Origin of the sequence: Paenibacillus sp. FSL H7-0943 (assembly GCF_037963265.1) — a bacterium.
In the GTDB taxonomy this organism is placed as follows: Bacteria; Bacillota; Bacilli; order Paenibacillales; family Paenibacillaceae; genus Paenibacillus_AQ; species Paenibacillus_AQ odorifer.
On sequence record NZ_CP150148.1, the window covers coordinates 2,834,991 to 2,849,002 of the forward strand.

The following is a 14,012-nucleotide window of genomic DNA, read 5'->3' on the forward strand; positions in this document are numbered from 1 at the left end:
TTTTAACCTGATGTGACTTTAAGCAGCCGAATAATGGAAGGAGTAACCGAGAATAATACTACAATGTTTATGAGAGAAAGGAGGGGAGCTTGTTGAACATCAACGGGTTAACTAAAAGAAATAAATCCGGTAAGGGACAGCAAGCAGACCCGGCGGGTTCAGGTTCGGGAGCCAGATTAACCATTCATCTGGAGCAGACACTAAACAATATCATTACCGAGCTGGGAGATAGTCCGGATCTTAGAATCCGCCAGGTAAAGCTTGGTGAGCAATCCTTTGTTGAGGCTGCTGCGGTACATCTTAATGGTCTAGCTAAGACAGAAACCGTGAATCAATTTGTAATGGGTTCATTGCTCTCCATAACAGATGAGATGCTTAAGGAAAGTAATACTGCAGCAAATAATCTGAATGACCTCATTTTAAACCGTGCCCTGGAAATAGGTGAAGCGCAGCTGCAGGAGGATTGGAACGAGGTGCTGCTCGGAATTCTTTCTGGGAAGACACTGATTCTCATTGAAGGTTATGACAGTGGCATCATGTGTGAGACTGAAGGAGGGGAAGCTCGTTCTGTCACTGAACCCTCCACTCAGCTAGTTGTGCGTGGTCCAAAGGATAGCTTTGTTGAATCTTTGGCTACGAATGTCTCATTAATACGCAGAAGAATAAGATCACCCAAACTAAGACTCGAGCATGTGAAGATCGGGGCGGTAACTCAGACCGATGTGGTTTTTATGTACATCAAGGATACTGCGGACGAGAAGCTGGTTGAAGAAGTTAGAAAACGGCTGCAACAGATTAATGTAGATGCCATCATGGAATCCGGTTATATCGAAGAGCTGATTCAGGATAAGACCTTTACCCCTTTTCCAACGATCAATAACAGCGAGCGGCCAGACGTGGCTGCAACGAATCTGTTAGAAGGGAGGGTAGTGATTGTCGTTGATGGCACCCCCTTTGTATTGATTTTGCCTGCGGTTTTCACTCTTTTTTTTCAGTCAGCTTCGGATTATGCGCAAAGGTTCGATATTGCTATTCTGATGCGAATTATTCGGTATATCAGTTTTATCGTGCTTATTCTAGGGCCTTCCGTGTATATAGCTTTGACGACGTTTCATTATGAGATGATCCCTACGACTTTGCTGATCAACCTGTTATCGCAACGGGAAAATGTGCCTTTCCCCGCTTTTGTCGAAGCTATTCTAATGGAAGGTGCGTTTGAGATCATCCGGGAAGCGGGAGTAAGAATGCCGCGTGCAGTTGGGCAGACCGTATCTGTAGTAGGTGCTCTGATTCTTGGTCAGGCCGTGGTAGAGGCTGGAATTATTACGCCCGTTATGGTGATTGTGGTCGCGTTGACCGGGATTGCGAGCTTTGCCATTCCAGCGTATAACATGGCGATTGCGGGCAGAATTATCCGCTTTGGTTTTTTGATATTGGCCGGTATGTTTGGTTTTTACGGGATTACATTGGGTTTAATCGTACTGGTTGCACATATGAACAGTCTGCGGACTTTTGGCGTTCCTTATTTGTCTCCAATCGTGCCTTTGTCATCTAGAGGTCAGAAGGATGCTGTCTTAAGGCTGCCTTTGTGGGCGCTTGGCACAGCAGAACCAGCTCCTGCTACTGCGCAGCAAGGGAACATTTCAGAAGGGAAGGAGATCACAACCGGACATGAACAGAACCTATCTCCAAAAATTCTTGATAAGACTAAAGGGACACAGTCGCATAAGAAAGGAAAGCAAGATTCTGAGTAAATGCAATTTTTTCTTAGCAGGACTTTTACCTTGCGTATTGATCTGTCTTAGTCTCACAGGCTGCTGGGATAGTGTGGAATTAAACAGAAGAGCCATCGTTTCGGGTGTGTCCATAGATAGAGGACCTACAGAAGAAGAGAAATACGTAGTATCCTTTCAGGTTATCGTTGCTGACGAAATCTCTGGGAAGAACGCTAGAGGGACTTCACCTGTTTCGGTATATAAAGGTAGCGGCCGCTCTATGTTTGAAGCATTAGCCAATGCCTCGCGTCAGACTGCACGTTTTTTGTCTTTAGGACATATTCGGGTAGTCATCATTTCCGAGAAGTTCGCGCAAGAAGGCATCAAGGATATCATGGATGTGCTGGAAAGGGAAAGTGAAACCCGACTGACAAGCCTGATTTTTATTTCCAAGGGACAGCCTGCTAGTGAATGTATGACGACTATGACCGTGTTCGGAAGAATTCCATCTAACGATTTGGTGGAAAAGCTGCAGACGACCTCTAAACAATTCGGATATAACTATCGGATGGAAGTGGATGATATTATCCGGGGGATACAGGTTCCTGGTGGAGGGCCAGTGATCAATGGCGTGCTAGTGACTGGAGATTTGGAGCAGAGGGAAAGTAATGATAATTTAAAAAAAATAAGACCGGAGGCCATAATAAAAGTTACGGGTCTTGCAGCTTTTAAAGAAGACAAGCTTAAAGGGTGGCTGCAAGGGGAGGAGGCGATCGGTACCGTTCTGCTTAAGAATAAAATCTCTCAGATGCCGGTACTGGTCTCGATAGGTGAGAATGATTATATATCGTTTAATGTGTATTTATCACAGGTACATATCCACGCTGATGCGAAAGACATAGAGCATCCTATCTTCACGATTAACGTCACTCAGCAGGCTGGATTAAAGGAATCGCCCAATGGCTTGGATCTAACAGATCCAACGGTGTTAAATAATCTTTCGAAGCTTTTGGAAAAGAATATTAAAGAACAGATTCGCGCTGCCATAACAACTTCCCGTTCGTTAAAAAGTGATTATCTAGGTTTTGGTGAAGCAGCAGAAAGAGCTAATCCACGTGGCTGGAAACAAGTAAAAGATCATTGGGACCGTATATTTGAAACCTGCCAGGTTAATATCAATACGGATGCTGTGATCAGGCATACGGATATGCGGAGTGATTCCTTTCAGTCCAAGAATAAGTAATGACAATAAAGGAGGGGCAGCTATGGGAAAAATAAAAATAGGACTACTCCAATTTTTCACGTTGACTTTGTTGTTTGAACTAGGAACAGCACTGGTAGTGAATCTTGGGATGGAGTCTGGTAAAGATGCGTGGATATCCATACTGCTCGGAAATTTGATCGGTTTGATTATTTTTTCGGGGTACACTTATTTGTACAGAAAGTTTCCGGATCTGCCCTTAACAACCTATACACGCAAGCTGCTGGGAAGATCCTTCGGTACGGTGATTTCTGTTCTCTACATTATCCTTTTTCTCAATTTAGCGGGTCGTGATTTACGGGATGGAAGTTCCATGCTGGTTATGGCTACCATGCATCGCACACCTTTATTTGTTATATCTACGTTGATGATCTTATCTTCTGCGTATGTTTTGCATAAAGGAGTAGAGGTATTATCCCGAACTTCATTGGTATTCGCAACTCTCGTAATGCTGATCGGTATATTTTGCTCGATCATGCTGATGTTATCGGGCTCCATTAATTTGAATCGATTGCTTCCTGTTTTTGAGAATGGGTTCCAGCCTGTGATCGAATCTGTCATTCGCCAGAACTATATGTTCCCTTTTGGTGAAATGATTTGTTTTACCATGCTAATGCCCTATCTGAACAATGCTAAAAAAGGTCCTTGGGTCATCGGAGCAGGGATATTTGTTTCAGGTTTGCTCTTAAGTCTGACTATGATGCTGAATATCTCCGTGCTGGGCACAGATATTGTGAAACGTTCACCCCTACCTCTGATGCCCACGATTAGCAAGATTTCAATCTCCGATTTTATTCAACGGGTGGATATTCTAGTTGTTATGGTGCTGATTATCGGCGTTTTTTTCAAAATGTCAGTGTTTTTTGCGGCCGCACTTATAGGGATTTCCGAATTGTTCAAGATTCCTTACCGGAGAATGGTCTATCCCTGTGCTCTGATCATTCTGTTCAGCTCGATGTTGAACGCGCGGAGCTTTACTGAACACATTAATGAGGGCGGGAGATTGTTATATACGATTTTTCCCTTCTTTATGGTGTTGATCCCTGTAATTCTTGTCATCGTTGCGGCGATAAGAAGTCATCTTTCCCCGCCACGTTCTGGTTGATGTCCTGTTTTCCAGTAATAGATATCGGGGATGAACAAGCAGAGCAGTAAAATACAAGCAGTAGCTTTCTCTGAGGCGGTATAGAACAGATAATTAAGGATATAGCCGACGTTACCCAGCCCATAGCCATACAGCCAATCTAGCAAATAAATATACAATAAGCAGAGAGTGGCTAGCAGTAAAGTTACAGCGTATTTTCGGATCAGAAACTTTCTTGTTTTTTTCTTCAAAGTATTCTCTCCTTTATGGAAATAACAGCATTAACGTTAGTATGAAGCTTTTTATATATGAACATGCATGGTGGATATTTTGGTCTAAATGCATTTCTTTTGGAAAGCTTATCATCCATACCGATTTATGTTACATTAGTATGAAACTAAAGTTAGAAACTAATGTGGCAGGGGAGGATCTTGTTGTGAAGCCGGATTTACGTTCCGCATGGGGAAATAAAGTATTAGTCGGAGACGGAGCGATGGGGACCTACTTATATCAGAAGGGTTTTCCGGTCGGCATTTCCTATGAAGAATTAAATTTGACCTCTCCGGGGGTAATCGAAGATGTTCACCGCAGCTATATTGAGGCAGGGGCAGTGCTGCTGGAAAGCAACACCTTCTCGGCGAACTATGACAGGCTGTCCAAATATGGTCTAGAATCCAAGGTTGAGGAAATTAATCGAGCCGGGGTTAGAATCGCTCGCCGGGCTGCTGGAGATCATGGGTATGTATTAGGAGCTGTAGGATCTATTCGTGCGGGTAAACGTGCGAATCTCTCTTCCACAGAGCTGAAAAAATATTTTACACAGCAGATTGCTGCATTGTTAGAAGAGGACGTAGATGGCATTATGCTGGAAACCTTCTACGATGTTGAGGAACTGCATTTAGCTCTAAGAACACTCCGCAAGATCAGCTCGCTTCCTGTAGTTTGCCAATTAGCTGTCGATGAAACAGCACGCACATTAGATGGATTAACTTTGCCGGAAGCTTTTCGTATCCTGGAAAGCGATGGCGCTGATGTTATCGGATTTAACTGTAACACAGGCCCGAACGGAATGAAGCGGGCGCTCAAAGCTGTACAAGGGAATCTGGTTCTGCCAGCTTCTGTGTATCCAAATGCGGGTGTAGCGGATTATGTAGACGGAGAATACCGGTACGGGGCTTCTCCAGAATATTTTGGGCAAATGGCGCAGACTTTTGCGGAGATGGGCTGCCGGATAATCGGTGGTTGCTGTGGTACAACTCCGCAGCATATCGCAGAAATCTCGTCTGCACTGAAGAATTATGTACCGCAACCGCTTCCTAAATCGTTGCCACCTACTGTGGAGCGTGTATCGCTGCAAGATAATTTTGGCGATGATGATAGAGAGGGTAGAGAGCCGAACCTGGTTGATCTGGTAAAGGAACGACATACGGTTATTGTTGAGCTTGATCCACCGCGCGAATTGGATATCGCAAAGTTTATGCAGGGCGCAGAAGCGCTTAGAAGAGCAGGCGCGGATGCGTTGACACTCGCCGACAACTCTCTGGCTGTTACACGGATGAGCAATATGGCTTTGGGGCATTTGGTGCACGCTAAAACTGGACTTCGTCCGCTAGTGCATATTGCTTGCCGGGATCGTAATTTGATTGGTACTCAATCCCATTTGATGGGTTTTGATGCGCTTGGAATTGATCATGTGCTGGCCGTAACAGGTGATCCTGCGAAATTTGGAGATCTTCCCGGCTCAAGCTCGGTTTATGATTTAACCTCTTTTGAGATTATTAGAATGATCAAGCAGCTGAATGACGGGATTTCCTTCTCAGGTAAACCTTTGAAACAGAAAGCGAAATTTGTAATCGGAGCTGCATTTAACCCGAATGTTAAACATTTGGATAAGGCAGTGCAACGTCTGGAGAAGAAAATTGCCTCTGGTGCCGATTATATTATGACCCAGCCTGTCTATGATCAGGAACTTATCGTGAAGATAGCTGAGGCAACAGCACATCTGGAAATTCCCGTATTCATTGGGGTTATGCCACTGGCAAGCGGACGTAATGCAGAGTTTCTACATAATGAGGTTCCCGGTATTCAGCTTACGGACGATGTCCGCAACCGCATGAAGGGACTTGAAGGGGAAGCTGGAAGAGCAGAAGGTGTCGCTATCGCTAAGGAACTGTTAGATGTTGCTACTGCCCATTTTAATGGGATCTATCTGATGACTCCGTTCATGTTCTACGATATGAGCGCACAGCTAATGGAGTATGTGTGGGAGAAATCAGGACGCAAATTGTCCCCCTTGTTTCGCTAGTAATAATCAATTACAATAGTGTAATGGATGTGATTCCGTTGTCATTTAGCATGACCGGATACGGTCAATCGTCCCTGCAATTCGGCGGCTACAAGATTATGTTCGAAGTGAAATCGGTGAATCACCGGTACTGCGAAGTTGTACTGCGGATGCCCCGGGATTGGACGGGTTATGAGGATGTGTTGAGAAGAAAGGTTCAACAGCACATCAAACGGGGAAGAATAGATGTTACCATCAATAGAGAGCACGATGAGTCGACTGTTAGACCGGTTCTGAATCACTCTGCTGTAATGACCTATCTAAAGGCAGCAGAGCAGCTTAAGAATGAATATGGTTTGAGTGGTGAGTTGACTTTACGTGATATACTTTCTATACCCGGTATTATGGACAGCAAAGACGAGGCTGCGGGTGCCGTGTCTGCGACATTAGAAGACTACTCCGAAGTATTGGAGGCGGGACTTGAGCAGTGTTTGCAGTCTCTGCTGGAGATGCGCGCCCGTGAAGGAAGTTTTCTAGCCGCTGATATTGAACAGCGCCTGAACCATCTTGAGAACATGCATGCTGAAATGGTTGAACTTGCACCTGTCGTAATCATTGAATATCGAGAGAAACTTCGACATCGATTAAATGAACTAAATGATGGGACGTTCGCTTTTGATGAGCATAAATTTGGGATGGAGATCGCTATTTTTGCAGATCGCTGTAATATTGATGAAGAGTTGACCCGGTTGTATAGTCATTTCGAGCAATGCAGAGCCCTCCTGAAGGGGAAAGGACCGGTAGGACGCAAACTGGATTTTCTCATTCAGGAGATGAACCGTGAGACGAATACAATCGGATCGAAATGCAATCATCTAACTCTCGTGGGTCTTGTGCTAGATATGAAAGCAGAACTGGAGAAGATTCGAGAACAAGCTGCGAACATAGAGTAATCGGGAATAGGTAATAGCATAGAACTTTATGGGGGGAACTACCGGAACATGGCAATCAAACTTATTAACATTGGCTTTGGAAATATTGTGTCTGCCAACCGCATTATTTCTATCGTCAGTCCGGAATCTGCACCAATCAAACGTATTATCCAGGAGGCACGTGATCGGCATATGTTGATCGACGCCACCTATGGCCGACGGACTCGTGCCGTAATCATTACAGATAGTGATCATGTCATCCTATCGGCTGTACAGCCGGAGACTGTGGCGCATCGCTTATCCAGTAAAGATGACGACAACGACGAATAACAACTAAATGGAGTGTATTATGTCAAAAGGATTGCTCATCATATTATCCGGACCTTCCGGCGTAGGTAAAGGTACTGTTTGTACAGCACTACGTCCGAAGATGCCCGAACTTGTCTACTCAGTTTCTGCTACTACTCGCAGTCCGCGTGCGGGTGAGGAAGATGGCGTCAACTATTTTTTCAAAAGCAAAGATGAATTTATTGCAATGATCGAAGCCGATCAATTGCTTGAATACGCGGAGTACGTAGGTAATTATTACGGTACTCCCCGTGATTTTGTGGAGAGAACTCTCAATAGCGGCAAAGACATTATTCTCGAAATTGAGGTTCAAGGCGCTCTCAAAGTCAAAGAGAAATTTCCTGAAGGGATTTTTGTGTTCCTTCTTCCTCCATCCATGGACGAGTTGAAGGACCGCATTCGCGGACGGGGTACTGAGCATCCAGATGTGATCGATCACCGCATGACTGTAGCGGAGGATGAGATCAACTTAATGCAGCATTATGATTATGCTGTAGTGAATGATGAGATTGATCTGGCTTGTAAGAGAATAGAAAGCATTATTATCGCCGAACATTGTAAAGTCAGATAATTTAAGCTGAAGGTCAAATGTATTAACAGTAAACTATGAAGAGGTGTCCCAGTGCTATATCCATCCATTGATGAAATGATGACTAAGGTTGACAGTAAGTATTCGCTCGTTGTCGCTGCTGCACGTCGTGCTAGACAATTGCGTGAGGGTGGCAAGACAGATGTGAAGAATCCTAGATCGCATAAATTTGTTGGTGTTGCTCTTGAGGAAATTTACGAAGATCGCATTACTCTAACCCGCGGTGAAGAGTAGTCTCAAGCATAAGTAATAATGACCTATTGTAGAAACGGATGCCGCCTATTTGTTTTGAGGCGCTGCCGTTTCTTCTTGGGTTATGGAGCATTTACGGGTCTTAAATTTATGATGAAAGCCCAGAACCGGGCTCTTTATGACAACCGGAAGGTTGTTATTTTTTTCTCGTCGTAAAGATAGCCATTCGTTGTAAGAGTAGGGAACAGGGGGGAGATCATGTTGAAGAGCTTGAAGGGGAAGACTATTTTACTTGGGATCACAGGAGGAATTGCTGCTTATAAAGCGGCGTCCTTGACCAGTAAGCTTGTCCAAAAAGGTGCCGAGGTCCATGTCATTATGACAGCTTCGGCGAAGCAGTTCATTACAGAATTAACTCTACAGTCACTATCGAAGCAACGAGTATACAGTGATACATTCCAGGAGAGAGATCCATCCTCCATTTCACATATTGATCTGGCAGATGCTGCGGATCTTGTGCTGGTAGCACCCGCGACCGCAAATATGATTGCCAAAATGGCGCACGGGATCGCCGATGATATGTTATCTACAACGCTGCTTGCTACTACGGCTCCTATTATGGTTGCACCAGCTATGAATGTTCATATGTATCAGCATCCAGCTGTACTTAATAATTTGAATATTCTCGCTAGCCGGGGCATTCAGTTTATTGAGCCTGGTGAAGGACTGCTGGCATGTGGATACGTTGGCAAAGGTCGGCTAGAAGAGCCGGAGGCTATTGTGAGTGTGGTTGAGAATTTTTTTGCACACCAAGCAAGCGTCGCATCCAAACCTCTTGAGGGTAAAAAAATCGTCATCACAGCGGGTGGAACGGTAGAACGCATTGATCCAGTACGTTATATCTCCAATGATTCATCAGGTAAAATGGGCTTCGCATTAGCACGTGCTGCGCGCGCAATGGGAGCTGAGGTAACGTTGATTGCTGCGCGTACAGATGAGGCCCCTCCACAGGATCCAGAGATTTCAGTCATTCGTGTTCAATCTGCACAGGAAATGTATGAAGCAGTTACCGCACAGTGGGACAGCTGCGATATTATGATCAAGGCGGCGGCTGTATCGGATTACCGTCCGAAGCATAGTGAGCCTTCTAAGATTAAAAAAAGCGGAGAGACGATGACGCTTGAGCTTGTGAAGACAACGGATATTCTGGAAACACTCGGTAAGAACAAAAACAAGCAGTTTTTGGTTGGCTTTGCTGCGGAAACGGGCAATACGGAATTTTATGCTAAGGACAAGCTGGTCCGCAAAAACTGCGATCTCATCGTTGCTAACAATGTAGCGGCTGCAGGAGCCGGATTTGGAGCGGATACGAATATCGTTTCGATATATGATGTGAATGGATTGGTGCTTGAATTGCCACAATTGTCGAAGGATGAGGTTGCTCGTCGTTTGCTGACGCTCGTGGCAGAGCGAATTACTGGAGCTTCATTATAATGGATATCGCCAAGGTCATTGTGGATGTGCCTGTACGCAGCACTGACCGGCCATTTGATTATAGTATTCCAGAATCCCTGAAATTATGGATTGAAGTGGGCAGTCGGGTAGCCGTTCCGTTTGGGCACCGGACAGTCCAAGGTTTTGTAGTTTCTTTAGAATCAGGCGAGACTCTAGTGAATCCTAGCCTGAAGCCAATCCAAGAAGTGTTGGATCTGCTCCCGCCTTTATCTCCTGAATTAGTTGAGCTTGCGGACTGGATGAGTAAAAGATATGCATGTAGACGAATTTCAGCACTGCAGGCGATGTTGCCCACCGCTCTAAAAGGGAAGGCAGAACGGCTGATTTCACTTGGAGATGTGCAGGAAGAGACAGCATTTCCAGCGGATGAATTGTTCCCAATGTTTGCGGACACAGGGGATGAGGAACGGCTAATCACAGAATTTATTGGACGTAGTGGCGAAGTTTCCATGAAGCAGCTTACTCGTGCATTTCCTGAGGCTGCTGAGACGGTGAAGTTCATGCTGCGGCGTGGAGTACTTATAGAGAGTCAATCCATTAAGGATAAAATGGGCAAGAAAAAGCTCAAGGCAGTCGATCTGGCGATAGGTGTCACTGCTGCCCGTGAGGCTTTGAACAAATTTCCGAAAAAATCAGCACGCCAGAAGGAAGTTCTGAGCTTTTTAGTTGATATGGAAGCTACACTCCCCATGGCCCTTAAAGAAGTTTTGTCTGCACTCCAAGTAACGGCAAGTACTGTAAAGGCCTTGGAGGAAAAAGGATTTATCGAGATCAGTGAAATTGAAGTCTATCGCGATCCTTATCAAGGGCGAGATTTTAAACCTACCGCACCTCTACCGCTCACAGCGGAACAAGAGGTCGTATATACAAGGATTTCTCGAACCGTAGAAGAGCAGCTTCACGAAGTATTTCTGCTTCATGGCGTTACGGGTAGTGGTAAGACAGAGATCTATTTGCAGTGTATTAAACGTTGTTTAGATCAGGGTAGACAGGCTGTTGTTCTTGTTCCAGAGATTGCTTTAACGCCACAAATGGTGGAGCGGTTTAAGGGACGGTTCGGCAGCGGGGTCGCGGTTATGCATAGCCGGCTGTCTGTTGGTGAGCGCTACGATGAGTGGCGTAAAATCCGTGAAGGAAAGGCCACAGTCGCTGTAGGCGCAAGATCGGCCGTGTTTGCTCCTTTCTCCAACTTAGGGCTGATTATTATGGATGAAGAACATGAGACCTCTTATAAACAGGAGGAGAATCCGAAATATCATGCCCGTGATGCTGCTATTCGTAGAGCGGAGCAGTGTGGGGCAGCTGTGATTCTTGGATCTGCCACGCCTTCGCTGGAAAGCTATCATGCTGCAAGATCGCAGAGTGATATTCATTTTTCACCGGTACTGCTGGAGATGCCTACCCGTGCGCTTGGAAATGAACTTCCAAAGGTGAACGTAGTAGACATGCGGGAAGAGCTTAAAGAAGGCAACCGTTCGATGTTCAGCCGAAAGCTTCATTCAGCACTGGAAAAGAGGCTGGAACGCGGAGAACAGACGGTGCTGCTGCTTAACCGTAGAGGTTTTTCAACCTTTGTCATGTGTCGTAGCTGTGGTTATGTAGCCGGTTGTCCAGAATGTGATATCTCACTAACATATCATAGCCGTAGTGACAATTTGCGTTGTCATTATTGTGGCCATGCTGAACCAGCACCTAAGCTTTGTCCGGAGTGTGGGAGTGAGCATATCCGGTTTTTCGGAACGGGTACACAGCGGGTGGAAGAAGAGCTTGGTAAGCTCTTCCCAGGCATACGAGTGATTCGTATGGATGTGGACACAACAACAGAAAAAGGCTCACATGAGAAGCTGCTGAACCAATTCCGGGACAAAAAAGCGGATGTTCTCCTGGGGACTCAGATGGTAGCAAAGGGACTGGATTTTCCAGATGTCACTCTTGTTGGTGTAATCACAGCAGATTCAGCATTGAACCTGCCCGATTTTCGCGCAGCAGAGAAGACATTCCAATTGCTTACACAAGTTGCAGGCAGAGCAGGCCGGCATCAGCTTCCAGGCGAAGTGGTCGTTCAGTCCTATACGCCAGAGCATTATTCCATTATTCATGCCAGCGGACATGACTATCTCTCTTTTGTACGTGAAGAGCTGAAGCATCGTAGAGGCCTCCATTATCCGCCGTATTGCAGACTCATCCTGGTCACATTGTCTCATGAACAGCTGCCGCTTCTACTGCGGATGGCAGAGAATTATGCTCTGAATCTTCAAGGAAAAGCCAGACAGCTAAGATGGTATGGAAGTCTCGATAAGCTAACCAGTGATGTGTTAGATCTGTTGGGTCCTGTGGCTTCACCTATCCCTCGATTAAAGGGTAGATATAGATTCCAGTGTATGATAAAATGGCGCGGCGCCATCGATGTAATTGGACTTGTCCGCCAAGTGGCTGAAGAGTTAGAGGATTCTGTACGGGATACTGGTCTTCAGATCAGCATTGATGTGGATCCGCAGATGTTGATGTAAATCCGTATCATGTTACAATGTAAAAAAAGAGCTTTATAAATTGACTTTAAATATAGAAATGTTCAGAACGGGAAGGTGTTTTGTAATGGCTATACGTTTGATCGTTAAGGAACCGGATGAAGTATTGCACAAAAAAGCTAAAGAAGTAGCTGTAGTTACTCCTAATGTTAAAAAATTGCTGGATGATATGGCACATACGATGTATGACGCTGAAGGAGTAGGGCTGGCGGCACCCCAAGTCGGAATTTTGAAACGTCTAATTGTGGTGGATGCGGATGAAGAGCATGGATTGATCAAAATGATTAACCCTGAAATCATCAGCATGGAAGGTGAACAGCTAGGACCAGAAGGATGTCTTAGTATTCCTGGCTTGAATGGTGATGTACGCCGTGCGGAGACTGTAACTGTACGTGGCCTTAACCGTGAGGGAAAAGAGATTACGATAACCGGCAGTGGTTTACTTGCCCGGGCTTTTCAGCATGAGATTGACCATTTGAATGGAGTTCTGTTTACAGATATCGCTGAAAAAGTGTACGAGATGACTGCTAACGAGACTGAGGAGTGAGGAATATGAAGATTGTTTTCATGGGAACTCCAGCCTTTGCGGTGCCAAGCTTGCAAATGCTGGTAGATGAAGGCTATGAAGTTGTAGCTGTCATCACCCAACCGGATCGTCCGCAGGGGAGAAAAAAGATTTTGGCTCCTTCACCAGTTAAGGAAGCCGCATTAGCTCTCGGATTACCTGTGCTTCAGCCTGAACGCATGCGTCGTCCTGAGGCAGTCGCTGAGCTGGCTGCATATGAGCCGGATTTGATCGTCACGGCTGCTTATGGTCAAATTTTGCCTAAAGCTGTGTTGGACTTACCGCGGAATGGTTGTGTGAATGTACACGGTTCGTTGCTTCCTAAATATCGGGGAGGTGCTCCGATTCAGCGTAGTATCATCAATGGTGAGAAAGTGACCGGCGTTACTTTGATGTATATGGCGGAAGGGCTGGATACCGGTGACATGATCTCTCGTGTCGAAGTGGCTATTGAGGATGAAGATACCTCAGGAATTCTTTTTGAGAAGCTAAGCCTAGCGGGACGAGATCTGTTAAAGTCTGAAATGCCACGTTTAGTGAGTGGAAAAGTTCAAGCTGTTCAGCAAGAAGATAGTGAAGCAACTTATGCTCCTAACCTTAATCGCGAGGATGAACGTTTGGATTGGAACGCCAGCTCGCGTGATAACTATAATCGAATTCGTGGATTAGTTCCTTTTTCCGGCGCATTTACGCTCTGGAATGGTGAGACCTTTAAAGCTTGGGCTTCTAAACTGCCTGAAGAGCAGAAAGCAAGCGATAGTGCTCCAGGAACGGTGCTTTCTGTAACCGAGCAAGGTGTCGAAGTGAAAACAGGTGACGGAAGTCTGCTGCTGACAACGGTTCAACCTGCTGGCAAAAAAGCAATGAGTGCGGCCGATTTTAGCCGTGGTGCTGTTATGAAGCCAGGGACGGTGTTAGGTTGAGCGGCGGTGGAAAAGGTGTTGGCCGATCAGCAGTAAATCCTAACGCTGGTAAGAGACAGGGGAATAATTCAAAAGC

At 45.5% G+C, this 14,012-nt stretch carries 13 protein-coding genes; 12 read left to right on the plus strand and 1 reads right to left on the minus strand.

Features of this window, described 5'->3' with window-relative positions:
• The first annotated feature begins 92 nt into the window (after window positions 1–92).
• Genes NSQ55_RS12200 through NSQ55_RS12210 form a run of 3 tightly spaced genes read left to right on the plus strand, consistent with a single transcriptional unit; the run spans window position 93 to window position 4,081 of the window.
• Window positions 93–1,754 carry a spore germination protein gene (locus NSQ55_RS12200; protein ID WP_076310393.1) on the plus strand — a complete coding sequence of 554 codons (1,662 nt, stop codon included), beginning with the start codon at window positions 93–95 and terminating at the stop codon, window positions 1,752–1,754.
• Entirely contained in the window at window positions 1,672–2,958 is a 1,287-nt protein-coding gene (locus NSQ55_RS12205) for a Ger(x)C family spore germination protein (protein ID WP_339173569.1), read from the plus strand. Before NSQ55_RS12200 ends, NSQ55_RS12205 begins: the two co-directional genes overlap by 83 nt.
• Before the next feature lie 22 nt (window positions 2,959–2,980).
• Entirely contained in the window at window positions 2,981–4,081 is a 1,101-nt protein-coding gene (locus tag NSQ55_RS12210) for a GerAB/ArcD/ProY family transporter (RefSeq protein ID WP_339173571.1), read from the plus strand.
• On the opposite strand, the gene NSQ55_RS12215 is transcribed toward NSQ55_RS12210, so the two are convergent.
• Complete coding sequence (locus NSQ55_RS12215; protein ID WP_036686181.1) at window positions 4,054–4,311, minus strand: hypothetical protein; 258 nt, start codon at window positions 4,309–4,311, stop codon at window positions 4,054–4,056. The genes NSQ55_RS12210 and NSQ55_RS12215 overlap by 28 nt on opposite strands.
• A gap of 185 nt (window positions 4,312–4,496) precedes the next feature.
• On the opposite strand from NSQ55_RS12215, the gene NSQ55_RS12220 reads away from it, so the two are divergent.
• The 9 genes from NSQ55_RS12220 (at window position 4,497) to fmt (ending at window position 13,936) form a co-directional block, all read left to right on the plus strand.
• A complete protein-coding gene (locus NSQ55_RS12220) occupies window positions 4,497–6,365 on the plus strand; it encodes a bifunctional homocysteine S-methyltransferase/methylenetetrahydrofolate reductase (protein ID WP_076183386.1) in 1,869 nt (622 codons plus the stop codon).
• A gap of 38 nt (window positions 6,366–6,403) precedes the next feature.
• Complete coding sequence (locus tag NSQ55_RS12225) at window positions 6,404–7,297, plus strand: YicC/YloC family endoribonuclease (RefSeq protein ID WP_076129143.1); 894 nt, start codon at window positions 6,404–6,406, stop codon at window positions 7,295–7,297.
• 48 nt (window positions 7,298–7,345) lie between these two features.
• Window positions 7,346–7,606: a DUF370 domain-containing protein gene (locus NSQ55_RS12230; protein ID WP_006209218.1), complete on the plus strand. Its 261-nt coding sequence runs from the start codon at window positions 7,346–7,348 to the stop codon at window positions 7,604–7,606.
• A gap of 19 nt (window positions 7,607–7,625) precedes the next feature.
• Window positions 7,626–8,195, plus strand: a complete 570-nt coding sequence (gmk, locus tag NSQ55_RS12235; protein WP_339173576.1) for a guanylate kinase — start codon at window positions 7,626–7,628, stop codon at window positions 8,193–8,195.
• Between the two features lie 51 nt (window positions 8,196–8,246).
• Window positions 8,247–8,447: a DNA-directed RNA polymerase subunit omega gene (gene rpoZ, locus NSQ55_RS12240; RefSeq protein ID WP_036686188.1), complete on the plus strand. Its 201-nt coding sequence runs from the start codon at window positions 8,247–8,249 to the stop codon at window positions 8,445–8,447.
• Between the two features lie 216 nt (window positions 8,448–8,663).
• Window positions 8,664–9,899 (plus strand): bifunctional phosphopantothenoylcysteine decarboxylase/phosphopantothenate--cysteine ligase CoaBC, encoded by a 1,236-nt coding sequence (gene coaBC / locus NSQ55_RS12245; protein WP_339173578.1) that lies wholly within the window; start codon window positions 8,664–8,666, stop codon window positions 9,897–9,899.
• On the plus strand, window positions 9,899–12,430 hold the full coding sequence (gene priA, locus NSQ55_RS12250) for a primosomal protein N' (protein ID WP_076189879.1): 2,532 nt from the start codon (window positions 9,899–9,901) through the stop codon (window positions 12,428–12,430). Before coaBC ends, priA begins: the two co-directional genes overlap by 1 nt.
• Before the next feature lie 85 nt (window positions 12,431–12,515).
• Window positions 12,516–12,995: a peptide deformylase gene (def, locus tag NSQ55_RS12255; protein WP_036686193.1), complete on the plus strand. Its 480-nt coding sequence runs from the start codon at window positions 12,516–12,518 to the stop codon at window positions 12,993–12,995.
• Window positions 12,996–13,000: 5 nt separating this feature from the next.
• On the plus strand, window positions 13,001–13,936 hold the full coding sequence (fmt, locus tag NSQ55_RS12260; RefSeq protein WP_076304161.1) for a methionyl-tRNA formyltransferase: 936 nt from the start codon (window positions 13,001–13,003) through the stop codon (window positions 13,934–13,936).
• The last annotated feature ends 76 nt before the right edge of the window (window positions 13,937–14,012 follow it).